This is a genomic window from Flavobacterium sp. MAHUQ-57 (genome assembly GCF_051908335.1).
Taxonomy (GTDB): Bacteria; Bacteroidota; Bacteroidia; order Flavobacteriales; family Flavobacteriaceae; genus Flavobacterium.
In genome coordinates this window covers 892,653-918,201 of the sequence record NZ_JBPZTE010000007.1, presented here as the reverse complement: position 1 = coordinate 918,201, position 25,549 = coordinate 892,653, and the positions used below count along the sequence as shown (strand labels likewise).

Sequence of the window (25,549 nt, the reverse complement as noted above, 5' to 3'; positions counted from 1 at the left end):
TTATAAAAAAAATCTTACATTAGCTAAACTAACTTACTAATAACTAATATATATGAAAAAATTGGACTTGGACACACTTATTGAAGAAACGGGGGTAGATTCAGCATTGGTCTTTAATGAAGATGGAGTTTTGATCAAATCACATTACTTGGATTTTGATGGCAACATTGCAGCAATGGCTGGTGTATTGCTTACAATGTGTAAGGAGTTAGTGGCTGATTTAAAATTTGGAAATTCTAACGAGTTGATTCTTCAGGCAGATAAAGGGCTTTTCTTCGTGCGTAAACTAGAAAAGGATGAGTATTTGGCTTTAATTACTAAAAACGCCAGTAAGCTGGGCTTGATTCATTTGAAATTACAATCAGCACTATAAAAACAATCATTACTAACAAACTAAAACGCTTAAATTATGTCAGAATTTTTAACAACTTTCACTACAGACCTTAAAGATAACCTTAATGGCTTTATTGGTGTTTCCGTAACCGAATTAAAAACAGGAATGTCGTTTGCTTCACTTTCTGTAGATCCGAAGTTCGATCCTGAATTGGCTTCTGCTTATAACCTTGAAGTGGTTAAAGCCAAACTAAGTGCGATCAAAGCATTAGGATTAACAGAGAAAATAGACGATATCTTAATTACATTGTCCAACCAATTGCATATTATCGATTTATCCGATAACGGAGAGTACTTTGTGTATTTGGCTGTAGATTCGAATAAAGTGAATCTAGGTATGGCTCGTGCTACTCTAAAAAAATATAGTAAGGATATTGCGTCTAAAATGTAGAATAGTAGTATCTTTGCGCCGAAAATGAAGCTGTAATTTATTGCAGCTTTTTTTTGTTTTTATACTTAATGAAGTGGACTAATTGAAGAAGCAATGGTTAAAATTGGCAACATAGAATTACCGGATTTCCCTCTGTTACTCGCTCCTATGGAGGATGTGAGTGACCCTCCTTTTCGACGCCTGTGCAAGATGCATGGTGCCGATTTAATGTATTCGGAGTTTATTTCTTCTGAAGGCCTCATTCGTGATGCAATCAAAAGCCGTCAGAAGTTGGATATTTTCGATTATGAACGTCCGGTAGGTATTCAGATTTTTGGTGGAGATGAAGAGGCTATGGCGATGTCTGCCAGAATTGTTGAAACGGTTCAACCTGATTTAGTGGATATCAATTTCGGTTGTCCAGTGAAAAAAGTGGTGTGTAAAGGTGCCGGTGCCGGTGTTTTGAAAGATGTAGATTTGATGGTACGCTTGACCAAAGCCGTAATACGTAGTACGAATTTACCAGTAACGGTGAAAACTCGTCTAGGTTGGGACGAAAGTTCGATCAATATCGATGAGGTAGCAGAACGATTACAAGATATCGGTGTGCAGGCTTTAACGGTTCATGCTCGTACTCGAGCACAGATGTACAAAGGACATTCGGATTGGTCACATATTCAAAGAGTAAAAAATAATCCCAGAATTAACATGCCGATCTTCGGTAATGGTGATATTGATTCGCCTGAAAAAGCATTGGAATACAAAAACAAATACGGCCTGGACGGTATGATGATAGGACGAGCTGCTATCGGTTATCCTTGGATTTTTGATGAAATCAAACATTATTTCAAAACCGGAGAGCATTTGCCTTCGCCAACCATTAACGATAGAGTGGAAGCAGCTCGAAACCATTTAATCTGGTCAATGGAATGGAAAGGGGAACATGTTGGTATTGTCGAAATGCGTCGCCATTATACCAATTACTTCAAAGGGATTCCTCATTTTAAAGAACACCGTAATAAATTGGTTACCCTAAACGATCATAATGCATTGTTAGCTGTTTTCGAAGATATCAAACAAGACTACGCAGGTCAGTTATTATAAAAAAGTCCCGATACTATCGGGACTTTTTATTAGTGTCAATTTCTATTTATTTTGATGCAACGACTTCTTACGTCAAATAAACTTAGAATTTTGGTTTATAGACAATTAGAATTGTGATAAAATCTTAAATTATAGGAAAAATCTTATTTTTAATTGAGTTATTTATATATTTGTTTTATTGATAATTAACTATAAATTAAAAAAAATGAAAAACTTTTCCAAAAAGATTATTGGCGCAGGGGCACTAATTGCTTGTTGTGCAATCACTCTATTCTCTTGTAGTACAGATGAACCTGCATCGAAATCAACTTTAGTAAATGGGTCTGCTATTGACGCTAATGCTGCTAGTAGATTTAGAATTAAATTTATGATTGGTTTAAGTGCTAATCTTGAAAAACCAAGTAGAGGTTGTGATTCTGGATGGGGTATCTGTGAAGTTACAATAGGTATTGTAAATATCGGTTTTGACAGAATCAATATGGGTGTTTCAAGTGACAATTATTTGCACTTTGCCTTTGACCGTGATCAAGTTGAAGAAGAAACGTTAACAATCGAATCTGGAGATGAATTAATTAAATTTGATCAAGCAATTGTTGAGGAATTTGCGAAGGAAGACTTTGATATTGCTAACATTGCCTTAGTAAGAGGAACTTATGATGTTAGGTATGATGAAGCTAGTGATAAGTATATCGCTAAAATTCCATTTGTGAAAAAATAAAATAATACGTAGAACTAGTTCTATGACAAAAAAAAGTCCCGATTGTGTCGGGACTTTTTAGTTATACTTGAATGGTTTTCCATTTTCCTTTTCGATAAAGAACGATACTCGCCAATGTAATTGCAGTTTCTGCTATAGGAACGGCCATGAATACGCCAGTAGGCCCCATGTTGAGGTGTTTGGCCAATAGATACGCCAATGGAATTTGGAACAACCAAAAGCCTACGAAATTGACTTTAGTGGGTGTCCAGGTATCACCGGCACCATTGAAGGTGTTAATCAGTACCATTCCGATACCGTAAAAAATATAACCCAAGCTCATAATCTGTAAGGCAGAAACGGCTACTTTGTGTACGGCTTCATTATTGGTGAAAAATGAAATGATAGTGTCGCCTAAAACCAAACATAAAACCATTATGGTACCCATGAAAATGACATTGTATTTGGCGGTGGTGTACACGGATTGTACCGCACGTTCTACCTGCTGTGCACCCAGATTCTGTCCAACTAAGGTGGCGGCTGCGTTGCTCAATCCCCAAGCGGGAAGAATAAAGAACATCATAATGCGTAAGGCGGTCTGATAACCAGCCGAACCCGTATCATTGCCTGTAGTGGCTACCAATTGAGCTAGGAAGATCCAACTACAAGAAGCAATCACGAATTGTAATACGCCTGGAGCGGCTATTTTTACGATAGCGCCAATTTGTTCGAAATCAGGAATAAAATGCGAAAGGCGGACTTTCAGCATGCCGCTTCCTCCAAACAAATGGTAAAATTGATACAATACGCCAATACTTCTTCCGATAGAAGTGGCCATGGCAGCACCAATCAGTCCAAACGCAGGAATTGGACCCAATCCGTTGATCAGTATCGGACACAAAAGGATATTGCATCCATTGGCGAGCCATAAACTGCGCATGGCAATGGCAGCGTTACCCGCACCACGAAAAATACCATTGATCAGAAATAAAAGCATTATACTAATACTACTTGCCATCATAATTCGGGTGAAATTCATGCCGTAGTTGGCAGCTTCAATCGAAGCGCCCATAATGAGTAGGATTTCTTTGGCATAAATAAATCCGAAAACACTAATGAGTGTATTGATCGCAAAGGCGATGATGATGGATTGCATTCCCGCTTTGGCGGCTGCCTCAGGATTTTTCTCTCCAATGCGGCGGGCTACTACAGCGGTGGCAGCCATACTGATTCCGATGGCTAATGAGTAGATGATGGTGAGTACAGATTCGGTGAGACCCACGGTTTGAATGGCATAGCTGCTGTTTTCCAAGTGGCCCACAAAGTACAAGTCGACCAAAGCGAAGACAGATTCCATCATCATTTCCAATACCATGGGAATGGCTAATAGAATGACTCCTTTTTTGATGCTTCCCTTGGTGAAGTCAAAAGTGTCGTCTCCTTTAATGGCTGTTTTTAAAGTGGAAAAAATACGTGTACTTAGTGCAGTACTGGTTGTTTCTGTCATGATTAATTAGGATAAAATGAATACTGAGCTGGTAGGCAAACTACCAGAATAAATTAAAACGCCCTAATTATCTCCCGATAATAGCAGGACTAGACAAATACAATCATAAGTTTTATTTTTTGTTGTGATCAAAGATATAGAAAAATCCGAAACCGAGTTGGCTTAGTCGAATAATTTCTTGTTCACGTTGCTACTGGCAATGTAAGAGGCTAAGAAACCTAGTACAACGATCGTAAAGAAAACAACCGTACAGTTTTCCATGTTGAATCGAACAGGATAGGCCAGACTTTCCGTAATCATAACCAATTTGAAATGCTGTTGAATGAATACCACTATTGCGCCCAATAGAATTCCTAATAGCCCTCCTAAAACGGTTACCAATGTTCCCTGCAGTAAGAAAATACGACGAATGTCACGAATGGTATTGCCTAAATTGTATAAGGTTTTTAGATTTTCTTTTTTGTCCAAAATAATCATGATGATGGCGCCAGCTAAAGTGAACAAAGTCATGATAATAACCAAAGTGAAAATGAGGTATATTACCGTGTTTTCGGTGTTGAGCATCTTGTGCAGACTATCGTTCAACTGCATTCTGTTTTTGATGGTAACGCTATCGCCGAATACCGATTGGATTTGATCGATTACTGCTACTTCATTGGCAGAGGCTTCTGTTTTGATTTCAATGGCAGAAATTTGATTGGGTTGGTACTCCAGTAATTCCTGGGTTAATTGGATGTCGGCAAATACATATTTAGAATCCAGTTCGTCATTAATAGCATAAACGCCCACCGGAATCAAATTCGATTTGTTGAATGCGGTTTCCGGATTGGTAATGGCACCTTTTCCGGGTCTAGGTACAAAAATCTCAAAGGTATTGTTGAGGTCATACAGTCCCATGGTTAGTTTTTGACCAATACCAAAACCCACGACGACCTGCGGTGTTTGAGGGGCGATCCAATTGCCTTGGAACATTGATTCTTGAATGTTGTTCACCAAGTTGTATTGGTTGTCCACTCCCTTAATTTGTGCTACCTGTTCTTTGCCACGGTACACAAACAATACTTTTTCTTCTACGCAACGGGAATAGTATTGAATGCCTTCAATTTGCTTTAACTTGGTGTTTTGTGCTTCGGTAATCAGAAACGATTTGCCTGTTTTGGGCATCACCTTTAAATCCGGATCGAACTTATTGGTGAACGAAAGACTGAAATCTTTCAAACCGCTGAATACCGAAAGAAAGACAAACAGTGCCATAGCGCTTACAATAACTCCAAAAGACGCAATCGCTGAAATAATATTGATGGCGTTGTTTTTACTGGAGGTGCGCAGGTACCGTTTGGCTATGTAAAAGGAGAAATTCAATTTAGGACTTCTTTCTACGTTCTAACAAATCAGGATTTTCGATTGGGTTCTCTTTACCGGATAAGGCGTTGTCGATTTTTTCAATATAATCCAAACTGTCGTCAATGTAAAACATCAAGTTAGGTACTTTACGCAATTGTAGTTTTACACGTTGCGATAAATCGTGTTTAATTAGTGGCGTGTTGGATTTTACAGCTTCCAAGATCTCCGGTGCTTTCTCTTGCGGGAATACACTCAGGAATACTTTGGCAATGGACAAATCGGTAGTAACACTTACTTTTGAAACCGAAATAACCAGATTGGAAATACCGTTTTTACGTACTTCACCCTGCAAAATATCCACTAAATCTTTTTGTAAAACGCTGCCTATTTTTTTCTGTCTATTTGTTTCCATAGTGCAAAAATACAATTTTTTAGTTGGATAGTTGCAATGCAGATAGGTTACAAAGTTTTTATATTTGTCCAAACTATTGCAAGATGAGAAAAATTGAACATATCGGCATTGCCGTAAAGAGTTTGGAGGAATCCAATTTGCTTTTTGAAAAGTTATTCGGAGCGCCGGCCTACAAGGAAGAAGAAGTAGCAAGCGAAGGAGTAAAGACTTCGTTTTTTATGAACGGTCCCAACAAGATCGAGTTGTTGGAAGCTACGAATCCGGACAGTCCCATTGCCAAGTTTTTGGAAAAGAAAGGCGAGGGGATTCATCATATTGCGTTTGATGTGGAAGACATCGTTTCGGAGATAGCCCGATTGAAAGCCGAAGGGTTTACGGTTTTGAACGAAACGCCCAAAAAAGGGGCTGACAACAAATTGGTTGCTTTTCTACACCCGAAGGGAACAAACGGTGTGCTCATAGAATTATGTCAAGAAATTGCATAATACGTTTGCAGAAGATAAAAAAATGCAGTAATATTGCAACCTCAAATAAAGCTACGGCTTTACTGAGGGAACACAGCAACGGTTAACGTACTGTGCGCCAACCGGTCCTATAGCTCAGTTGGTTAGAGCACCTGACTCATAATCAGGTGGTCCCTGGTTCGAGCCCAGGTGGGACCACTGGTAAAAAAATAAAGCCTTTCAAGCAATTGAGAGGCTTTTTTGTTGGTATCCTTTATTTTCTTTTTTGTCTTGATACAAAAAAGAAACAAAAAAAATCAAGACTGCGCAGTCTAATCCTAAAAACTACCTCAGTATTCCGTTCCATGACCCGAGCCGCTCGTCGTACCTCCTCGTCTCGCGGATCATTGCCACTACATACTTTCGTTGTTTTTTACGGATTATGCTACGAGGTCGGGTTTGGATTGCGGTTAGTTCACAGTACATATATTTTCTAATGTTACTTCGAGCTCAGTTGCAAAGTATTTTCTTCCCTTTTTTAGGTATTGTTTCTTTTTATTTTAAATAGTGTTGCAGTCCTTCTTCTTTGATTCCCATGTAGGTGCAGAATTCCTCGAGCGTTACCATTTGATGTTTTTCTTTGTTGTGTTTTTTCTTGATGGCATTGATGATTGAGCGGGATTGTTTCAGGCTTTTTCCGGTTATGATTTGGATGTCTTGTGGATAGATGCAAATTCGTTTCATTGTTCAACAGTTTGTTGTTTATAGTTTATTGTTTGTTGTTTCGTACTTCCGAATAATAATTTATTTAAAGTTTCGTGCACTTGGCTTCGAGAGCCTCAGCCACTTTGATGTACTTACACTGCACTTACACTGCACTTACACTGCACTTACACTGCACTTACACTGCACTTACACTGCACGAGGCGACTTTATTACTTGTTTTCTTACATTTTGATAGACGAAAATTTTGAGTAAAGGGTTGCATGGCGTTTTGTTTTTTTTTGTCTTTTATGGAAAAAAGTGACCAAAAGTGACCGAAAATGATCAAAAGTGGCTAAATGGTGCTAAAAGGGAAATTAGCGCAGATTCCTTCCCTGGCACGGAATTGTGGCACCGCCTTTGTAATTTCTTCATCATTATTAATTTAAAATTTTTTAATTATGGCGAAAGTCAATGGGATCGTAAAGATCGAAGGAACGGTAGAAGATTTGAACTTTTACAAAAAAGAAGGTGTCAACTATGTACGCAAAAAAGGAGGCATTTCCAAGGAACGTATTAACAACGATCCGAATTTCATCCGTACAAGGGAAAACAACAGCGAATTTGCGCACAACTGCAGCAGTGGGAAACTATTGCGCATGGCATTGGGTAGTTTGGTTTTTAAAGCCAAGGACAGTAAGTTGTCGAGTCGTTTGATGCAGACTATGTCTATGATCAAGAACCTGGACACGGTATCGAGCCGTGGTAAGCGCAGGGTGAGTATCGGACTGGAAAGTGCGGAAGGAAAACAAGTATTGAAAGGTTTTGATTTTAATGCGAATGCCTCATTAAACAGTGTGTTGTTTGCACCTTATGCTTTAGACACCGAGACGGGAGTGACCCGCATTGCCAACCTGATTACCAAGGAGCAGTTGTTGTTCCCACAGGGAGCTACGCATGCCACTTTTCAGAGTGCGGTACTGGCGTTGGATTTTGAAACAGAGGAATCTGAATTGGCTTTGAGCAATGTGGTGACCCAACCGATCAGTTTGAGTCCGTCCACGGTAACACTGACTCCGACGGCGGTTCCTACCGGAACGGGTGTGCAGTTGTTTTTGCTGATGGTTTCTTTTTCGCAGCAAATCAACGGGCAATCCTATTCTTTGAAAAATGAGGAGTATAATGTGCTTCACATTCTTGAAGTGATCTAAGTAAACAAACAGATGATGATTAACAGACCCTATACGAGAGTATGGGGTTTTGTTTTTGGTGTAAATTGTAAATCAATGTAATAGAAATGTTGATAATTTAATTTGTAGATGATATTCTAATAAATAATATTTAAACTTTATATTTGAGTTTTAGATTTATTTATGCGTATTATACATCTGTCAGATATTCATCTTTCAAAAAGTAATTACAAAGAGTTTATAAACTTTTATCAAGATGCTTTGATTAAAGATTTGATTTCTTTTAACAAAGACAAAAAGATTGATGTTATTGTTGTAACGGGTGATTTAGTAGATAAAGGAGGTGAATCTTTATATGACATAGATGATTTTCAAGATAAATCTCATTACTCATGTCCGTATAAAATTTTTGAAGAAATCTTTATAGAGCCTATTATTCTTGCACTTGACTTTCCAAAAGAAAATTTTTTGTTCATACCTGGTAATCATGATATTGATGAGAATGAAATATTATTGAAAGAAGAGTATGGCTTGTCTAGAACTATAAGTGTTGATAATATAGATCACTATTTAGAAGAAAATTCGAGTTTTAAGCATAGCCACAGAATCAAGAAATTTAAGGAATTTGAAAAGGAATTTCACCTTAAAAATTTCAATTACCACTTCACTAACAATCAATCAATCTTTGTTTATAATGATATTGGGGTTAATGTGGGTTTTGTATTGGTCAATGATTCTTGGAGATGTAAAAGTCAAAAATTAGATATAGATAAAGGATTGTTTTTTGGTGTGAATCAAATATATGATGGATTGAAAATTTTAAAGAATAAGGATACAGAATTAAATATTGTTTTAATGCATCATCCTGTTGAAGTTTTCAATGAAAAAAACGAATTAGAAAGATGTTTTTCAATTTCTAATATTGGTTTTTATTTATATGGGCATTATCATAGCAGCGAATTTAAAAAACACTATCAAGGCTCTACTGATAAATGTTTTGGAATAAGGGGTAGGGCGAGTGTAAATAAAATTAGTGAAAAGAGTTCTTCTTATAGTCCCGGCTATCAGATTTTAGATTTAAACTATGAGTTTAAAAATATAAAAATGATAATTCATTATAGGCAATATAAGCACGAATTCAATCATTTTGATTATGATCCAGATGCCTGTTTAGGAGGGAGAGATACTGTAGATATAAAAAAACATAATTTAAAGGTTAAACCTCATTCATTAGATAGAAGCTTATTTGAATCAAAATGATTAGAAAAGATTATTACGTACCAAGATTTATTAAAAAATCTGATAAAAATTCATTTGCTTTTTTTTCGGATGATATTAGTGATTTTAAAACACTTGAAGACTATTTGTTTGAATACGACAAAATAATTTTACTAGGTAATCCTGGAATTGGAAAATCTAAAGAATTAAAAAATTTATTTGATATTTTATGGAGTAAAATTGATGAAACAAGTTTAGTTCCATTTTTGATTAATCTTAAAAATTTTAGGTCAGTAAATAAATTTGAAGATTTATTGGCTTATGAAGATTGGAAAAAACTCTCACAGATAGTATTTATTTTAGATGGGTTGGATGAAATATCTGAAATACAGGATTTTTTGTCAGCATTTGAGGTTTTTATAAACAACCACCAAACATATAATTTTAAATATGTTATTAGTTGCAGGACAAATATATCTGAAAAATATTTGATTAATATTTCAAACTTTGAAACATTTTATTTAGAAGATTTAACTCTAGGGCAGACCGAATCTTTATTGTTGAATAAATATGATATTAAAATTGAAGACTTAGATTTTAAAGAATCGCATAAAGATTATTTGAGAACACCTTTTTTTGTTGATCTTTTAGCCGAATATTATTTAACAGAAGGCAAATTAGTTGAATCGGATGCGAAAATTTGGGAGCATTATGTCAATAAGCAACTGGAGACTCATAAAATAAAGATTAGTAAGAAAAAAATTTTAAATGTCCCACAGGAAATAAAGTATTTAAAAAAAGTAGCTTTTACAAGTGAATTAAGACAAAAGAATTTTGTTACTAATGAGGAATTATTTAGGATATTAGGAGATGATTATTTAGAGTTTATTGAAAATCCTTTTATTGTAAATCTTGAAGATGGTAAAGAAAAATTTAGTTTTCAACATAGACAGCTGCAAGAATATTTTGTTGCAAAAACTTTGTCAGAAAAAGAATTTGATGAAATCCTGTCTAATATAAAAATAACTGGTCTCGAGAAAATACATCCAATTTTATTTAATTCAGTAGCATTTCTGATTAATCTGATGGAAAACGGTGATAGTAGGAATCAATTACTGAATTGGATTGAAATATATCAATTAGAATTATTGTTAAAGGCTGATTCTGACAGGATAAATAATATAGTTAGAGAAAAAGTCTTTCAAAACTTTTTTGAAGTTCAATGTATTGAAAAGACATATTGGATTTCAACAAATACTTCTTTTTCTGTAAAAGAAATTTCTGAGTTTGGTTGTTGTATTGAAAATTATAATTTTTTAATTAGACATATCAAAGATAATAAGCATTTTAGAATTGTTATTTCAGCTATTGAATTATTAAGTTTTTTTAATATTCGAAAATTGGGAAGAGAAGATGAGTTTAAGGGGATTCTTTTTTCAATGCTTCAAAATAAAGCAATAGATTACGGAGTTAAATCACACGTTATTAATTGTATAGTTTTACAGGGTTTTGCTAAAACAGATATTAAATATTTAAATTCAATTTTTAAAAATTTTGTGAGTGAATCAAATAAACAGTTAAATAGATCCCTTTTGAATCTTCTTGTTGAACGCGATGATTTGGATAACTATTTTGATTTTTTAAAAGAAGAATTCTTATTTGAAAATAATATTAAAAAGAGAGAAGAAAAAGATGATGTTTTAAGAGGAACAAGCTTTATATTAAATGAGTTAATAGTTAAGATTAAGAATGTAGATAACTTTATAGAATTAGTGAAATACTTTTTTGATAATGATACAAATCATTTTTTTTGGGATAGTGAATCAAAGTTAAAAGTAATTGAAAGATGTGTTGAATTTGATGAGAAATATGATGATTTTGTATTGAGATTGATTGGTGACTTGACATTTAGAAACCATTTATTTTTCAGTGATGAGTTAAATGTTTTAATTTCTAAAGTTAGAAGTTCTACAAGGAATAAGGTTTTTAATTATTTGTTAGAGAATTTTGATTTTAAGGATGTCAGTTATGAATTGGCAAAAATATTTGAAAAAGAAAACTTGACTAATTTATTAGAAAAGATCGATTCAATAAGTGATTTGGATAATAAAGAGATTGAATATTTTAGGAACAGATTGTCAAATAGAGAAGATAGGGAAGTTAGTAAGATTTTTAATGATACAATGACTTTAAGAGGATTTAAATTTAAAGAACGTTTGTTATCCGATGAAGAAGTTGAAAAAATTAGATTGGACTTTAAAAATAAACCACAAAAAGAATTTGAGTTATTGTTTGAAAGAGATTTATTAAAAAATGAGATTGAAGCTATTTTTAATAAATATGGACAGTTTATTGATCTTAAAATAATTCAAGAAATTAATAGTGAGTGGTATAAAAATAATGGGCATTGGAATAGAATAGATTTTTCTTATGAATTTTTAAGACGTCTAGTTTATGGATTTAGAAGTTCTTTTGATTTTCAAAAAGTTGTTAGTTTCATAGACGATGATGATTATATTGCCGAACAAATTAAATTATATATTGAAAATCAAAAATCAAATACTGATTTTAAAGTTTTAATTAAGCATACTGATTTTATAACGAAATGGGTTAGTTACACTGTCAATGAAATTAATTTTGATAAATTAATTTTAATTAATCACATAAATAGTTACAGTCAACTTGAAGATTATAAGAAATGGGAATTAGTGTTGTTTTTTTCTGAAAAACTTAATCTAAGTTTACCAGAAGCATTTCTTTTAAATTCACTAAAAATAGGTGTAATTCAATCAGGTTTTTTGAATAAAGAAACTTGTTTTGATTTCTTATTGAGAAAAATTGAGAATAAGAAAAAATTAGCATTAAGAATTGTTCATAATTTAAAAGAGGAAAAACTTTTTTCATCTGTTTTAAGAGAACATGTTCAATTTGCATTAGATAATAATCTAGAGGATTCTTTTATTGCGATTAGAAAGTGTTTATTAGACGATAAATTAGATTATGATTTTAAAAAATTACTTGATTTGTATGTGAAAGTTGTTCCCGAGGATGTTGATTTACTAATAGAATGTGCTACCAATCTAACAAAGAGAAAATCATGGGATGCAATAGCAATTTTGACAGAAAAAGGTTTGGAGAAAAAATTTTGTATAGAAAAGGCAATTGAGTATTTAGATGTTATTTGTGCGGAAGATGATTCAATTAAACATTTTATTATAAATTCTTTAGAAGTATTATTTAAAAATGAGGATAAAAGAGCAGTGAAGTATTATATAAAATATTTAGAAGATTCTTCGATTAATTATCTTAACACTTCATGTTATATTAGTTATAAAATAATTGAAAATTATGAGGTTTTAAATGAGATTTTTGATCGTATTCATTTATGCTTTAAATCTGATAGTTTATTTAATAGCCCGTCCAGTTTTTTGAATCAATATGTCTCGAATCTATCAAAGTATGATGAATCATATAGAGGTGTGAAAAAAGTTCTTTTAAGTAAGAGGGATGATTTGGTTGTTAATGGTTCAGATAATGGTGTGTTTCAAATAAACTTATTATTGGATTTAGCTGATAATAGCTATTATATTTCTAAGTCTAAACCTTTAGAATTTGATCAAGCTTTAGAAAAAGTCAATCAAATGATTTGTTAGTTTTTATAAATTTTTATTCTTATGAGAATAATTTAGAAGCAAAGTCTCCAGATTTTGAGCTATAAATAAAAAAGCCACAACAGGAATGTTAGGGCTTTTTTACTAAAATAAATGCAAATTGATTCTATTTGATAAAGCAGTTTACATTTCAAAGTCGTTCCCGATAACTATCTGAATTTCGGAGTGGTGAACCAGAATGGATAGTATGGGTAGTAACGTAACTAATAAAAAACATGAAAAACTATCTTTGTTATATTTTGCCATCAGTGGTTAGTAGTATCCTATTCTATATAATTGTAAGGCCCGGGATTTTTAACATGATTCCTTATTTCATACATCAAAGTATCTTCAAAGACAGCATCCAGGGAATACACTTTATCTACGTGTTTGATTTTCTGTTTTGTGTTTTGTTATGGTATGTCCTGTATAAATTATTAGGCTGTTTTAGGAATGATTAGAGTTAATAAAAAACTAACCACCGGAATATTTCGAGGCTAGGTTTTTTATCAAGATTAGCTTTTATAAGTGCTAATGAATGTGACTATTTTAGTGACTGAGTTTCTTTTTAGCCGTACTAATTTTCTTTGCCATTTCCATGGCATTGTAGACATTGAGTACTTTGCCTGTTTTAGAAAGCTCCCTGAAATGAGCTTTTTTTCCTTTTTCTCCGGGAATTAGTACTTCCAAGTCGTATGTCGTCCCCGAATCTAAGATTATCTTTTTGACTTCCTGTACGGTTAAATCAGGGTAGTGAAGACAAATCAATGCTGCAGCTCCGGAAACCATCGGTGCTGAGAAAGAGGTCCCTGATCCGCTTTCATATTTGTTTTCAGGGATGGCCGTGTATATTTCTTCTCCGGGAGCAAATAAATCGACATTCTTTTTGCCGTAATTGGAAAAACCTGACACAAATGTGCTGTCCAGTCTGGAAGAGATAGACCCCACATTGATTAAATTACTGCACACTTCTTCCTTATTGTCATAGTAATAATCGCTCGGATAAGTAGGGTTTGTATCAACATTGAAAGCATCATTCCCGGAACCATGAACCAATAATACATTGTGTTTTTCGGCATATTGCATTGCTTCAATAACCCACTCGGGATGTAATGAAAATTCTTTCGAAAAAGACATGTTAATGACCTTGGCTCCGTTGTCTACTGCGTATTTTATTGCGTTGGAGATGTCGGCATCATGTTCATCTCCAAAATAGAAAAAATTCATTGGATGTAAAATTATAAGGCTTCTTTATGTTGCAAACAAGAGAATAATTAATCGCCATGTTGACTCTATACAAAGCCACAATAACAGGAGAAGCCTTTTTAATCCAATGAATAAGTTACCAATGCCCCTAAGTGTCATAAAGTTTTGAAACGTTGGTTTCCTTACTTTGAGCTATAGTGGAATAAGAGCTGCAATTTGTGTTGCAGCTTTTTTTATTGACTACTTGTTCTAATTGTGAAGAAGAGGAGTGGTGTATTTTAAGTTTCTGATTTTTAATTATTTCCCTGTGGAAATTATGTAACACATACGCTCTATTTTATAACAGCACTGGGTATTGGTTGACTAATTTTACAACATGCAATCGAGTGGAAGACCTGTAAAGTAATCTATTTAGAAACAAGGAATACTGCCTAATGGTTCAAAACAAATTGGTTTTTTAGGATTGCACAAAAGATAGTATTAACTAAAATTCAATACCATGAAAACATCAATTTTAAAAACAGTAGTGCTTTTTATTTTTAGTGCTATTTCAGTTTCAGCGTATTCTTCGGAAGTGACTACAGATCCCGTGAATACGGCAAAGGTTGTAATGTCAGAGGATGTTAGAGGTGAACAGTTACTTAGTCGTTTGAAGGAAATAAAGGCAATTAAAAAATCAGAACTCTCCCGTGAAGAAAGAAAGGCGCTACGTAAAGAAGTAAAAGCTATTAAAAAAGAATTGGCAGCAGATCATAAAGGGATTTATCTTTCTTTCGGTGCGGCTATTATTGTTTTATTATTGCTGATTCTAATTTTATAATAACAAATCATACAAAATGATTGTTTACCATTTATAGTGATTGGGATTGCTGAGGTTATAATCAGAAATGCAATACCATCTTTCTTAAAGATAACTTAAGTGAGGGAAACAGTGAATTAATTGAATTGGTTGAAGCGTCTAATGCAGATCAATAATTCGAGTGCTAGGTTCTTTTATTTTTTTTAAGCAGAATGTCTGATTGTCAAAGTATTTAAATTATGAGAATGGTTTCTTACGAATGTTTCTTTTTTCCCTAAAAACCAAAAAATTAATTGTATTTTTACCTGAATTAATTTGTATAGTCATTTTTTTCGATTAATATTGCGGAAGAAATATTTATAAGCAATTAGTTAAAATTAATTGCTTTTGGAATACATTTTTTTATATTTTTACAAACATGAAGATTGCTCCAAAAATCACTAACCTAATGATACTTGCTTTGTCAGTGTCATTTTCTACTTATGCAGCGCCACCCGCAGGGGGGCCACCGCCGCCTACACCACCTCCACCAGTTGGATTGCCAATTAATGAAGGAGTGTTGTTTTTACTGGCTGCAGGATTGCTGTATGGAGTTTACTTTATACGTAAGAATAGTAAGGTAGATACGATACGATAATTATTTACATAGAGTTATAAAAAAAGTCCCAAACTAATTGGGACTTTTTCTTTTATAAGTGTTTTGCAATAGCGTTAGCCAAATCCTGAAATTCTTCAGGGGTAAGTTTTACTTTGTTGTGGAATCGAGCATCATCCATCATGTTCAATGGAATTAAATGTACATGTGCATGAGGTACTTCCAGGCCAATGACAGTCATACCAATTCTCTTGCAGGGTACTGTTTTTTCCAAAGCTATGGCTACCTTCTTGGAGAAAGCCATTAAGCCCAAGTAGGCTTCATCTTCCATGTCAAAAATCTTATCGATTTCCTGCTTAGGTATGCACAATACATGTCCTTTCACATTGGGGTTCACATCCAAGAAAGCCAAATAGTTTTGGTCTTCTGTTATTTTGTAACAAGGAATTTCCCCGTTTACTATTTTAGTGAATATTGAGGCCATAGTTTTTTGGATTAGTCTCTGGTGATTTCTAATACTTCAAATTTCAAGATGCCATTAGGTACTTGGATTTCTGCAATTTCCCCAACCGATTTTCCTAAAAGGCCTTTTCCAATTGGAGAGGTTACTGAAATTTTATTTTTTTTCAGGTCTGCTTCGCTTTCAGCAACCAATTGGTAAGACAAAGTCATGCCATTGGTTTGGTTTTTGATTTTTACGTGTGATAACACCAATGCTTTTGAAGTGTCTAATTGAGATTCGTCAATCAAACGGGCATTAGCATATAGTTCTTCCATTTTAGAGATTTTCATCTCTAATAATCCTTGTGCTTCTTTTGCAGCGTCGTATTCTGCGTTTTCTGATAAGTCTCCTTTGTCTCTAGCTTCAGCTATAGCCTGTGAAGCTTTTGGACGTTCAATATTTTTAAGTTGATCTAACTCGTCTTTTAGTTTTTTTAATCCTGCGGCTGTGTAATAAGATACTGTGCTCATAACGTCATTATTTATATAAATAGAAAAAATCCCATCGCGACGGGATTTCTTTATACAAAGATACTATTTTTTTTCAGTTTATAATTTATTTGTTTGTTTGTGCGTTATACAAATGTAAATAAATTAAATTTGTTCTGAACAAGTTTATACAATTAAATGAAGAAGATTTTAATCCTCCTGTGTCTTGTGTTTTTTTCGTGTAGTCCGGACGGAGTGAATAATGGAAATCCGCACTTGCCGAATGTTGGTTTTTCGAAAGAGATCAATACCAATTTTCCCGCTTACAACTCGTTAAAGTTTGTGAGTAATCCTATAATTATTACCGATGTAGGTGTTGGTGTGAAAGGGATTGTAGTGATGAAAGTGGGTGAGGGTGTTTATAACGCTTTTGAGGTGAGTTGTCCGAGCCACGAGCCAAGTAGCTGTTCTCAGATGGCTATTAACGGAATCAATGTGAAATGCTCATGTGAAAATTATGAGTACAGTTTGTATTCCGGAGCTGCTGTCAATGGCGGGACCTATCCACTAAAATACTATCGTACTGAGGTTATGGGTGACATCATTCGAGTGTACAATTAAAAAAGGAGCCAATTGGCTCCTTTTTTGTTTTAGAATTTCAATGTTACTCCAGTAAGGAAGTTGGCACCTGCTTGTGGATAATAGTAGATGTAACCTCCACCATAGTCAAAAGCATTTGAAACATATTCTCTATCAAAAATGTTATTGCACAAAGCAGTAATACTAATTTCCTTAAATACATTTTTCACTGGGATATCCCAACTGAAACTAAAGTCATTGATGAAGTAATCACTCAAATACGAACTTTTGTCATTGTTATTATTCAAGTATTGTTTGCCTACAAATTTCGATAATACTGCAATGTTGATGTTTTTTATTGGGCTAAAATTGATGCTATTCCCCACGATGAATTTTGGAGCATACGCAATGTTAGTATTTCCTAATGATTCTAATGTTCCTGAAGCATCGGTGTAGAAATCTTTATTCAAACTTTCGCTAATACTGACGTTAGGTGCGATAGTCCATTTTTGAGAAAGCACAATTCTTGCATCAGCTTCAATTCCTAAACGATAACTGTCACCACTATTCTCACGAATTGGAGATCCTACATCGTCTAGCTTTCCAGTGAGTACCAATTGGTCTTTGTAGGCCATGTAGTAACCATTTAAGTTTAGTTTTACTTTTTCGTTTTGATATCTCCATCCCAATTCAAAATCGTCTAATTTCTCTGGTTTTGGTGTTCCATTCTCGTAGTCGGTTCTGTTCGGTTCACGGTGTGCCTTAGCGTAGGAAAAATACAGGTTGTTGTTGGCATTGAATTCGTAGGTTAATCCTGCTTTAGGATTAAAGAAGTTGAAATTGTCAGTCACTTTAGAAGCTTGAACACCTGTTGCTTCATAGTTTACATTACGCACCTGAAGGTCGCCATATAAGCTTAATTTATCTAGAACTTTGTAGGTTGCTTTTAAAAAGGCATTGGCGTCGGTTTTGTTGCCGTAATCATCATAGTATTTATCACCTAATTCACTATTGGAGGCATAACGCGCCCAAATTACTTCTCCGAAGTGATCGCCTTCGTATTTGTTGACAGCACCTCCAAAAACCACATCTATTTTGTCATTTTTGTAGTTTAATGAGAAAGTGGTACCGTAAAAATTATTATCTAACCACTTCTGACGAATTAAATCAGTCGTGGTTTGTCCTGCAACCGGTGTCATGCCATAATCACTAAAATCGGCATCTTCCTTGTAGTTTTCGTAATAGCCTTTTCCTTTGGTGTAGTGCAAAGCCATCGTAAGGTCAAGATTGTTGTTCAATTGTTGGTTCCAATGCAATTGCGCATGATCTTGTTGGTAGTTGTCGGTTTCGTTGTCATAAAAACGAGCATTGCCTGATTCATCAGTATAGTATCCCGCCCAATTGAAGGTTCGGTCTGCTTTCAATGTGGCAGCATCCAATCCGTTCCAAGCTTGGTAAGTATGTTCTTTTCCGCCAAAAATCAATGCTTTGATTTTGGTTTTTTTATTGCTGTAGTTTCCTTGTAAGAAATACGATTTCAAATCCGAAAAGGCTCTGTCGATGTATCCGTCTGATTTAATTTGAGATAAGCGTCCAGCCAATTCAAAATGTTCGTTCAATAATCCGGTACTGAATTTTACGGTATGTTTATGGGTATTGAAGCTTCCGTAAGAGTTGGCAATTTCTCCACCTGCTTTTGTAGAAGATTCTGTGGCTAAATTTAAGCTGGCTCCAAAAGCACCTGCTCCGTTGGTTGAGGTTCCTACACCACGTTGCAACTGAATGCTTTCTGTAGATGAAGCAAAATCGGGCATGTTTACCCAGTACGTTCCGTGGCTTTCCGAATCATTGTAGGGAATACCGTTGATGGTTACGTTAACACGAGTTGCATCGCTACCACGAACTCTGATCCCAGTGTAGCCTACTCCGTTTCCGGCATCGGTTGTCGTAACTACTGAAGGTAGGTAATTCATTAATACCGGAATGTCTTGGCCCAGATTTCTTTTAGAGAAATCTTTCTTAGTGAAATTGGAAAAAGTTACCGGTGTTTTTTCGTCTGCTCTAGTGGCTTTTACGATTACTTCTTCTAAGGATTTTGTTTTGGTTGAATCTTTGGTTTCTTCTTGTGCAAAAGAAGGAGTTGATAGAACAAAAAAGGCAAAAATGAGGAAGCCTTTTCCGACTGATTGTGTATCTCGTAAGCGGTACGAAATACTCTTGAATACATTTTTCATTCGTAAAATGGTTTACAAATAAAAGGGGTAATTATTCTGTTATAATTAAATAATGATTTTCTCGCAGAAACGTTAATTGAAAGGCCGCTTTATCAGTCGGCTCTTTCGCTAAATATCCGCTGGACATTTCGTAACGCTCAGCCCTTCCCTAAACAGCATTACCTGTTCCAGGTTCATTGGGTATAATCTCAGCTCGTTATTTAGAGCACCCCTTTGAGACGGCACAAAAGTACTTCAATTTTAAAGAAATAAAAAACGAATTAATATTTTTCAACTTTGAAATTGGTTCCGTCAAAAACACCGTAGGTGAAATGCCCAATCCAGTCGCCTAAATTAATGTATTTGGAATTTTCATTCAGATCTATTTCCAAGGGAAGATGGCGGTGTCCGAAAACAAAATAATCATAGTGTTTTGAGGTAAGTTTTAGTTTGGCATATTGCACCAGCCATTCGTTTTCCTCACCCAGGAACTTCACGTCTTCAGCACCTGAAATCAATTTATTTTTAACCGAAAGGTATTGCGCCAGTTTTACGCCAATATCCGGATGTAACCATCGGAACAACCATTTTGAAAATGGATTGGTAAACACTTTTTTCATCCGTTTGTATCCTTTGTCGCCAGGACCTAAACCGTCTCCGTGTCCAATTAAAAAGGTTTTGTTGTTAAAGTTGAATTCTTTGGTAGTATGGTATACCGGAATGTTCAATTCCATTTGAAAGTAATCGTCCATCCACAAATCGTGATTGCCCACAAAGAAATAGATGGGAATACCGCTGTCGCGAATTTCGGCCAATTTGCCCAAAACACGTACAAAACCTTTAGGAACAACAGTTTTATATTCGAACCAAAAATCGAAGAGATCACCCAATAGGAATATAGCTTCTGCGTCGTGTTTGATTTCATCCAGCCAGGCTACAAATTTTTGTTCACGCGGAAAACTGGCTTCAGGTGTCGGTGCTCCCAAGTGCTGATCACTTGCAAAGTATATTTTTAAAGGTGGGGAAGAAGTCATTCGGTTTTATTTGTTTCAAAGATAAGAATTGTTCCATTAATTTATAGGGTATTCTCACAAAGGAAAAGTGTGATGTTTGGAGATGTTTTTCTAGTTGCTTTACGATTCAAAATAAGATGTGAATTTTTTATCATCACTATAATTGATTTGCTACATACATTAAAGCCTACTATATAAATTGAAAAGCGAGAACGGTTTAATCAAAAGGTAAAGGTTAATGAAATGATAGTTAAGAACGTTGCAATTTATCTTGTATTCTTTTTTTCGGTATCTTTATTCGCTTTAAAATATAAAACCCAATCTATGAAGAAAAACTATCTTGTTGTATTGTTGTTTGTTTTCGGGAGTATACTAACATCATTCGCTCAAATATGTCCTGCTCCTGGTGATTTCAGAATATTTACTACAACCGGAGGACAGATTGTTGCAGATTGGGAACCCAGTACGTTTGGTAGTGATTCATGGCTATTGCTGATAGTTCCTGCGGGTACAACGGCGCCTACAAATAATCCAACGCCTCCTGCCGGGACTATAACGGTTCCTGGCAATTCTTTTATACTCGATAGTGCTGTTCCCAGTACACAATATGATGTATATGTAAGAATGCTTTGCCCGGGAGGTTCCAGTGCCGAATGGGCAGGGCCTTTGACTTATGGTGCAAATTCTCCCTTGTATTGTTCCGCATTTATAACAAGAGATTTAGGCTGTGTTGACAGTGCATCAGTATTTGTGTCTGCTACAGGCGGATCAGGTAATTATGAGTATTCAATCGATGGGGTTACATTTCAATCGTCTAATACCTTTAATGTAGTACAGTCAGGGGTTTATACTTTTGCAGTAAAAGATGTGGTATCAGGAGCTATGACCCTTTCCAGTCCTCTTACAATTGCATCACCTTTCCCGCCGACTGTGACGGCAACTGTGATTAATAACAACATAGTAGCGACTCCTTCAGGCGGACCTGCACCTTTTAGATTTGCTATTGAGTCACCTATAACAACACCTTTTCAGTCATCGGGTGTGTTTACCAATGTTCCACCAGGGACTTACACTATCGTTGTAGTAAGTCAAAATGGATGTAGAGGAACAACTACTGTCACCATACATCCGGTTATTGCCAACGATGATGCGGTTACTGTTTATCCTGTGAACGGAAGTATTTCGACTTCAACTTATTCGGTTTTGAGTAATGACTTCCAGGGATCCAACTTGATAAATCCATCTTCTTTTGTTTTATCGTCGTCCTCAGTACCCAGTGGTTTTATTTTGAATCCAAACGGGACAGTCAGTGTCTTGTCAGGAACTCCAAACGGAGTGTATACTTTTGACTATATGATATTTGCCACGAATAGTCCGGTAATTAATGATACTGCCACAGTAACTATTACAGTGGTCAATGAAGGAATCCTGATGAATGCATTTATAGATTCCAATGCTAACGGAACCAAAGAAGTCAATGAGCCGTACTTTACCCACGGGCAGTTTGGGTATGAACTGAACAACAGTGGTGTCGTGAATCATGTTACATCATCTAACGGAGATTACTTTATCAATGAATCCAATTCGGCTAATTCGTATGATTTGACGTATGCCATCAATCCGGAATTTGCTTCTCAGTATAATTTGACCACAACGGGTTATGCCAATGTTGGTTATATTCCCAATTCAGGAGTAACATTGTATAGTTTTCCGGTAACCCAAGCGCCTTTTTCAGATTTGGAAACGGCAATTTCTCAAAACGGAACTCCGCCGAGACCCGGATTTACATATCAGAATAGAATTATGTACAGAAATAACGGAAATCTAACTGTTGCATCAGGAACAATAAGTTTTACTAAAGATGCTAATGTTACGATAACCACTATTTCAGAGGCTGGAGCAATCAATACAACTAATGGTTTTACCTATGATTTTACCAACCTTTTATCTGGAGAAACGCGATATGTTATTGTCACGATGCAAGTCCCAACGATTCCTACGGTTAACCTAGGGCAACTGCTCACGAATTCAGTTTCAGCAACAGTTCCTGTCAACGATACAAACGCTGGGAATAATTCAGCTACAGTAGCTCAAACTATTGTGGGTTCATATGATCCCAATGATAAAACAGAAGCACATGGTGGTAAAATACTTCATGCCGATTTTACGTCTAATGATTATCTGACCTATACCATTCAATTTGAAAATACAGGAACATATCAGGCTGAAAATGTAAAAGTAGTTGATGTTCTCGATGCCAAATTGGATGAAACTTCCGTTAAGATGGTTGATGCAAGTCATGGATATATGATGAAACGTGTTGGTAATACCTTAAATTGGAGTTTTGAAGGTATTGACCTTCCCCCTTCTGTTGCCAATACAAGGATAGGGCATGGTTATATTACTTTCAAAATAAAACCAAAACCAGGGTATGCTATTGGTGATAATATACCCAATACAGCTTCGATCTATTTTGATTTCAATCCGGCGATTGTGACCAATACGTATACGACGGAATTTGTAAGTGCTTTAAGTACTGATGACTTTGATCAAAGTGCTTTTACACTTTATCCGAATCCTACTACTGGAATGGTTACCATTGCCTTAAAAGATAGTAGTAATAGAATTGATTCACTTAATGTGGTAGATGTAACCGGAAAAACTGTTTTGAAAAAGTCTGTGAACGATTCTGTTGTGATAGCCGATGTCACATCATTGGCCAATGGCTTGTATTTCATTACCATCAGAGCGGGTCAGCAAGAATCGACAATCAAAGTGGTTAAACAATAGTATTGCATACCATAGATTTGACAATAAGGAACTAATAAACGGAATAGCTGTGCTTTATTCTGTTAAAGGGCTCTTTTTTTTGGTACTTTTGTCGGACCTTAAATTGCATAAAACCGTATTTATGATGAAAAAACTATTCTTCTTGTTGGTATTGTTGTGTGGTAATGCCATGTACTCGCAGCTTAATTATTATTTGAATATTCAAGACGCAAGTTGTTTTGGTGCAGACGGAAGTTTAACCGTCACTGCTTTTGGTGGTAGTGCTCCTTATACTATAGCACTAACCCCTCCAGCTGGGGTTACTCAACAAGTGGACGCTTCAACATTCCGATTTGTTGCTCTGCCTCCGGGAACTTATGGGTTTCTTATTACCGATTCCAATGGACAAACAGCATTCGGTTCGGCAAGCCTTGTTTATTCCGTTCCCCTAGTTGCCACTGCTATAGTGGATGGGAATACTATTACAGTGATTACCACAGGTGGAACTCCCGGATACTCGTATACTTTATCCATGAATGGTGGACCTATAATAGGTTCGCAAACGGCTAATGTTTTCACAGGTTTACAATCTGGATATTACCAATTAATTGTTACGGATAGCATGGGATGTAGTTATCATTTGATTGTTCAGATTACTTCTTTGGATATAACTGCACTAGGGGAATATGTCGATTTAAATGGGGACGGATATACAAGCATTGGAGATGTTATCGATTACCAAATAAGTGTAAAGAACAATAGGTCTTCAGATTTGACTAATGTCATGGTGACAAGTTCAAATGCTACAGTTTTAGGTGGTCCTATCGCTACGTTAACTCCGGGAACGACCGATAGTACTACGTTTACAGCACGACATGTGATCACACAAGAAGATATTAATAGAAGAAATACCACCGCTACTTTTAACGTTACGGCTACTTATAATGGTGCGCCGGATTCGAAGCAAACACAAGTGTATACCAATTTGAATATTTCAAGTGGTTTGAAATTGAATGCTTTTGTGGATGCCAATTCCAATGGTACACAAGAGGTTGGTGAAAATAATATTGATGCCGGTACTTTTAATTACCAAGTGAATGGAGGAGCAATGACTTCGGTAAGTTCTGTAACGGGTAAACATACGGTTTATGAATCGAACCCTAGCTCAGTATATAATGTATCTTATGCGATTCGCCCTGAATTAGCGGCTCGATATAGCATTGCTACTGCAACTTACAATAATATAACAGTGCCTGCCAATTCAGGAATTACAACACTTAATTTTGCATTGACCGAATTGCCCTATCTTGATGCCAATGTGACGCTTAGAGCCTATGGAACGCCTCCTAGACCAGGATTCACGTATAAAAATCAGATCGTATATACAAACAATGGCAATGCAGTGATTCCTAATGGTACCTTAACGTTTACCCACGATTCGTTGGTGTCGATTACTAGTGTTTCCCAAACGGGAACCTTGCCAACAGCGAACGGATTCACTTATAGTTTTACTAATTTATTGCCTTATGAGACTCGTATGATTACGGTAGAAATGCAGGTGCCTGTTATTCCTATTGTTAGTTTAGGTCAAGTCGTAACCAATACTGTTGCACTAACTGATGTTGTGGGAGATAGCGAAATTCGAAACGATACTAGTTTCATGGGACAGGTTATTGTGGGGTCGTACGATCCGAACGATAAATCGGAAGCACATGGTGGCAAAATTGTACATTCTACTTTTACGGAGAATGATTATCTGAATTATACGATTCGTTTTGAAAATACCGGAACTTATGAGGCGGTTAATGTGAGAGTGAATGATGTGTTGGATAATCAATTGGATGAAGCTACCCTTGAGACGATAAGCGCCAGTCATCCATATATTTTGGAAAGAAAAAACAATGTGTTGAACTGGAAATTCGATGGGATTCAATTGCCTCCTTCTGTTGCCAATTCCGATATCGGTCATGGGTTTATCCATTTTAGAGTAAAACCAAAACCGGGTTATGCTATTGGTGATAGTATCCCAAATACGGCTTCGATCTATTTTGATTTCAATCCTGCAATTGTGACCAATACGTGTACGACTGAATTTGTGAAAACATTGGAGGGGAATTCGACCAATACTGGCGAATTTTTACTGTTCCCTAATCCGGTAAATGGCATCGTTTCTGTGGTAGTTAAAAACAGTGATGCAAAAATTGATACACTTACCATTATGGATCTTTCAGGAAAGACTGTACTGAAAAAAGTGGTAAACGATAGAATTGCTGTTCAAGATGTGACCAACTTGGCCAGCGGAATGTATTTCATTCAGCTTAGAGCCGGTCAACTGGAAAACACCATCAAAATTGTCAAACAATAAATGAGAAGTATTAAAAGAAAGCCCGCCTTGTTCTGGTAACGAGGCGGGCT

The 25,549-nt window shown here is 35.6% G+C and carries 22 protein-coding genes and 1 tRNA gene; 14 read left to right on the top strand and 9 right to left on the bottom strand.

What is annotated here, in order from left to right; translation table 11 throughout:
- Positions 1-52: 52 nt before the first annotated feature.
- The 4 genes from ACS8MM_RS12265 (at position 53) to ACS8MM_RS12250 (ending at position 2,585) form a co-directional block, all read left to right on the top strand.
- The gene (locus ACS8MM_RS12265) at positions 53-373 is read left to right on the top strand and encodes a roadblock/LC7 domain-containing protein (RefSeq protein WP_379717326.1); all 321 of its coding nucleotides are present in this window, start codon (positions 53-55) and stop codon (positions 371-373) included.
- Between the two features lie 36 nt (positions 374-409).
- The gene (locus ACS8MM_RS12260) at positions 410-784 is read left to right on the top strand and encodes a hypothetical protein (RefSeq protein ID WP_379717324.1); all 375 of its coding nucleotides are present in this window, start codon (positions 410-412) and stop codon (positions 782-784) included.
- Positions 785-877: 93 nt separating this feature from the next.
- Positions 878-1,867 (top strand): tRNA dihydrouridine synthase DusB, encoded by a 990-nt coding sequence (dusB, locus tag ACS8MM_RS12255; RefSeq protein WP_379717322.1) that lies wholly within the window; start codon positions 878-880, stop codon positions 1,865-1,867.
- A gap of 205 nt (positions 1,868-2,072) precedes the next feature.
- Entirely contained in the window at positions 2,073-2,585 is a 513-nt protein-coding gene (locus ACS8MM_RS12250; protein ID WP_379717320.1) for a hypothetical protein, read from the top strand.
- A gap of 61 nt (positions 2,586-2,646) precedes the next feature.
- On the opposite strand, the gene ACS8MM_RS12245 is transcribed toward ACS8MM_RS12250, so the two are convergent.
- From ACS8MM_RS12245 to rbfA, 3 genes are all read right to left on the bottom strand, one after another.
- Positions 2,647-4,071 carry an MATE family efflux transporter gene (locus ACS8MM_RS12245; RefSeq protein ID WP_379717318.1) on the bottom strand — a complete coding sequence of 475 codons (1,425 nt, stop codon included), beginning with the start codon at positions 4,069-4,071 and terminating at the stop codon, positions 2,647-2,649.
- Positions 4,072-4,233: 162 nt separating this feature from the next.
- The gene (locus tag ACS8MM_RS12240) at positions 4,234-5,433 is read right to left on the bottom strand and encodes an ABC transporter permease (protein ID WP_379717316.1); all 1,200 of its coding nucleotides are present in this window, start codon (positions 5,431-5,433) and stop codon (positions 4,234-4,236) included.
- Between the two features lies 1 nt (position 5,434).
- Positions 5,435-5,827 (bottom strand): 30S ribosome-binding factor RbfA, encoded by a 393-nt coding sequence (gene rbfA, locus ACS8MM_RS12235; RefSeq protein WP_379717314.1) that lies wholly within the window; start codon positions 5,825-5,827, stop codon positions 5,435-5,437.
- Between the two features lie 83 nt (positions 5,828-5,910).
- Between rbfA and mce the strand changes: the two genes are divergently transcribed.
- On the top strand, positions 5,911-6,312 hold the full coding sequence (gene mce / locus ACS8MM_RS12230) for a methylmalonyl-CoA epimerase (protein ID WP_379717312.1): 402 nt from the start codon (positions 5,911-5,913) through the stop codon (positions 6,310-6,312).
- A 103-nt stretch (positions 6,313-6,415) separates the two neighbouring features.
- Positions 6,416-6,489, top strand: a tRNA-Ile gene (locus tag ACS8MM_RS12225).
- A 336-nt stretch (positions 6,490-6,825) separates the two neighbouring features.
- On the opposite strand, the gene ACS8MM_RS12220 is transcribed toward ACS8MM_RS12225, so the two are convergent.
- Positions 6,826-7,014 carry a hypothetical protein gene (locus tag ACS8MM_RS12220; protein WP_379717310.1) on the bottom strand — a complete coding sequence of 63 codons (189 nt, stop codon included), beginning with the start codon at positions 7,012-7,014 and terminating at the stop codon, positions 6,826-6,828.
- Between the two features lie 419 nt (positions 7,015-7,433).
- Between ACS8MM_RS12220 and ACS8MM_RS12215 the strand changes: the two genes are divergently transcribed.
- From ACS8MM_RS12215 to ACS8MM_RS12205, 3 genes are all read left to right on the top strand, one after another.
- A complete protein-coding gene (locus tag ACS8MM_RS12215) occupies positions 7,434-8,183 on the top strand; it encodes a hypothetical protein (protein WP_379717308.1) in 750 nt (249 codons plus the stop codon).
- A 162-nt stretch (positions 8,184-8,345) separates the two neighbouring features.
- Complete coding sequence (locus ACS8MM_RS12210; protein WP_379717306.1) at positions 8,346-9,422, top strand: metallophosphoesterase family protein; 1,077 nt, start codon at positions 8,346-8,348, stop codon at positions 9,420-9,422.
- Positions 9,419-13,033 (top strand): NACHT domain-containing protein, encoded by a 3,615-nt coding sequence (locus ACS8MM_RS12205; protein ID WP_379717304.1) that lies wholly within the window; start codon positions 9,419-9,421, stop codon positions 13,031-13,033. Before ACS8MM_RS12210 ends, ACS8MM_RS12205 begins: the two co-directional genes overlap by 4 nt.
- Before the next feature lie 546 nt (positions 13,034-13,579).
- Here ACS8MM_RS12205 and ACS8MM_RS12200 read toward each other — a convergent pair.
- The gene (locus ACS8MM_RS12200; RefSeq protein WP_379717302.1) at positions 13,580-14,257 is read right to left on the bottom strand and encodes a S8 family serine peptidase; all 678 of its coding nucleotides are present in this window, start codon (positions 14,255-14,257) and stop codon (positions 13,580-13,582) included.
- 478 nt (positions 14,258-14,735) lie between these two features.
- Here ACS8MM_RS12200 and ACS8MM_RS12195 point away from each other — a divergent pair, with 478 nt between their 5' ends.
- A complete protein-coding gene (locus ACS8MM_RS12195) occupies positions 14,736-15,056 on the top strand; it encodes a hypothetical protein (protein ID WP_379717300.1) in 321 nt (106 codons plus the stop codon).
- A gap of 397 nt (positions 15,057-15,453) precedes the next feature.
- Positions 15,454-15,672 carry a PID-CTERM protein-sorting domain-containing protein gene (locus ACS8MM_RS12190; RefSeq protein ID WP_379717298.1) on the top strand — a complete coding sequence of 73 codons (219 nt, stop codon included), beginning with the start codon at positions 15,454-15,456 and terminating at the stop codon, positions 15,670-15,672.
- A gap of 52 nt (positions 15,673-15,724) precedes the next feature.
- Here ACS8MM_RS12190 and ACS8MM_RS12185 read toward each other — a convergent pair whose 3' ends face one another.
- Complete coding sequence (locus ACS8MM_RS12185; RefSeq protein WP_379717296.1) at positions 15,725-16,114, bottom strand: HIT family protein; 390 nt, start codon at positions 16,112-16,114, stop codon at positions 15,725-15,727.
- Between the two features lie 11 nt (positions 16,115-16,125).
- A complete protein-coding gene (gene greA / locus ACS8MM_RS12180) occupies positions 16,126-16,602 on the bottom strand; it encodes a transcription elongation factor GreA (protein ID WP_379717294.1) in 477 nt (158 codons plus the stop codon).
- A 156-nt stretch (positions 16,603-16,758) separates the two neighbouring features.
- Here greA and ACS8MM_RS12175 point away from each other — a divergent pair, with 156 nt between their 5' ends.
- A complete protein-coding gene (locus tag ACS8MM_RS12175) occupies positions 16,759-17,181 on the top strand; it encodes a Rieske (2Fe-2S) protein (RefSeq protein WP_379717292.1) in 423 nt (140 codons plus the stop codon).
- A 29-nt stretch (positions 17,182-17,210) separates the two neighbouring features.
- On the opposite strand, the gene ACS8MM_RS12170 is transcribed toward ACS8MM_RS12175, so the two are convergent.
- Both ACS8MM_RS12170 and ACS8MM_RS12165 read right to left on the bottom strand, forming a co-directional pair.
- A complete protein-coding gene (locus ACS8MM_RS12170; RefSeq protein ID WP_379717290.1) occupies positions 17,211-19,373 on the bottom strand; it encodes a TonB-dependent receptor in 2,163 nt (720 codons plus the stop codon).
- Between the two features lie 260 nt (positions 19,374-19,633).
- Positions 19,634-20,386, bottom strand: a complete 753-nt coding sequence (locus ACS8MM_RS12165) for a UDP-2,3-diacylglucosamine diphosphatase (RefSeq protein ID WP_379717288.1) — start codon at positions 20,384-20,386, stop codon at positions 19,634-19,636.
- A gap of 303 nt (positions 20,387-20,689) precedes the next feature.
- Here ACS8MM_RS12165 and ACS8MM_RS12160 point away from each other — a divergent pair, with 303 nt between their 5' ends.
- A complete protein-coding gene (locus ACS8MM_RS12160) occupies positions 20,690-23,155 on the top strand; it encodes a T9SS type A sorting domain-containing protein (protein ID WP_379717286.1) in 2,466 nt (821 codons plus the stop codon).
- Between the two features lie 121 nt (positions 23,156-23,276).
- Positions 23,277-25,499 (top strand): DUF7619 domain-containing protein, encoded by a 2,223-nt coding sequence (locus ACS8MM_RS12155; RefSeq protein WP_379717284.1) that lies wholly within the window; start codon positions 23,277-23,279, stop codon positions 25,497-25,499.
- Positions 25,500-25,549 lie beyond the last annotated feature (50 nt).

What these genes read in the sequence shown, in the direction of transcription:
- ACS8MM_RS12155 (WP_379717284.1), top strand. Translation starts at nt 23,277, where the DNA reads ATGATGAAAAAACTATTCTTCTTGTTGGTATTGTTGTGTGGTAATGCC.
- mce (WP_379717312.1), top strand. Translation starts at nt 5,911, where the DNA reads ATGAGAAAAATTGAACATATCGGCATTGCCGTAAAGAGTTTGGAGGAA.
- ACS8MM_RS12160 (WP_379717286.1), top strand. Translation starts at nt 20,690, where the DNA reads ATGAAGAAAAACTATCTTGTTGTATTGTTGTTTGTTTTCGGGAGTATA.
- ACS8MM_RS12205 (WP_379717304.1), top strand. Translation starts at nt 9,419, where the DNA reads ATGATTAGAAAAGATTATTACGTACCAAGATTTATTAAAAAATCTGAT.
- ACS8MM_RS12195 (WP_379717300.1), top strand. Translation starts at nt 14,736, where the DNA reads ATGAAAACATCAATTTTAAAAACAGTAGTGCTTTTTATTTTTAGTGCT.
- greA (WP_379717294.1), bottom strand. Translation starts at nt 16,602, where the DNA reads ATGAGCACAGTATCTTATTACACAGCCGCAGGATTAAAAAAACTAAAA.
- ACS8MM_RS12220 (WP_379717310.1), bottom strand. Translation starts at nt 7,014, where the DNA reads ATGAAACGAATTTGCATCTATCCACAAGACATCCAAATCATAACCGGA.
- rbfA (WP_379717314.1), bottom strand. Translation starts at nt 5,827, where the DNA reads ATGGAAACAAATAGACAGAAAAAAATAGGCAGCGTTTTACAAAAAGAT.
- ACS8MM_RS12265 (WP_379717326.1), top strand. Translation starts at nt 53, where the DNA reads ATGAAAAAATTGGACTTGGACACACTTATTGAAGAAACGGGGGTAGAT.
- ACS8MM_RS12165 (WP_379717288.1), bottom strand. Translation starts at nt 20,386, where the DNA reads ATGACTTCTTCCCCACCTTTAAAAATATACTTTGCAAGTGATCAGCAC.
- ACS8MM_RS12260 (WP_379717324.1), top strand. Translation starts at nt 410, where the DNA reads ATGTCAGAATTTTTAACAACTTTCACTACAGACCTTAAAGATAACCTT.
- ACS8MM_RS12210 (WP_379717306.1), top strand. Translation starts at nt 8,346, where the DNA reads ATGCGTATTATACATCTGTCAGATATTCATCTTTCAAAAAGTAATTAC.
- ACS8MM_RS12215 (WP_379717308.1), top strand. Translation starts at nt 7,434, where the DNA reads ATGGCGAAAGTCAATGGGATCGTAAAGATCGAAGGAACGGTAGAAGAT.
- ACS8MM_RS12185 (WP_379717296.1), bottom strand. Translation starts at nt 16,114, where the DNA reads ATGGCCTCAATATTCACTAAAATAGTAAACGGGGAAATTCCTTGTTAC.
- ACS8MM_RS12250 (WP_379717320.1), top strand. Translation starts at nt 2,073, where the DNA reads ATGAAAAACTTTTCCAAAAAGATTATTGGCGCAGGGGCACTAATTGCT.
- ACS8MM_RS12170 (WP_379717290.1), bottom strand. Translation starts at nt 19,373, where the DNA reads ATGAAAAATGTATTCAAGAGTATTTCGTACCGCTTACGAGATACACAA.
- ACS8MM_RS12245 (WP_379717318.1), bottom strand. Translation starts at nt 4,071, where the DNA reads ATGACAGAAACAACCAGTACTGCACTAAGTACACGTATTTTTTCCACT.
- ACS8MM_RS12175 (WP_379717292.1), top strand. Translation starts at nt 16,759, where the DNA reads ATGAAGAAGATTTTAATCCTCCTGTGTCTTGTGTTTTTTTCGTGTAGT.
- ACS8MM_RS12190 (WP_379717298.1), top strand. Translation starts at nt 15,454, where the DNA reads ATGAAGATTGCTCCAAAAATCACTAACCTAATGATACTTGCTTTGTCA.
- dusB (WP_379717322.1), top strand. Translation starts at nt 878, where the DNA reads ATGGTTAAAATTGGCAACATAGAATTACCGGATTTCCCTCTGTTACTC.
- ACS8MM_RS12200 (WP_379717302.1), bottom strand. Translation starts at nt 14,257, where the DNA reads ATGAATTTTTTCTATTTTGGAGATGAACATGATGCCGACATCTCCAAC.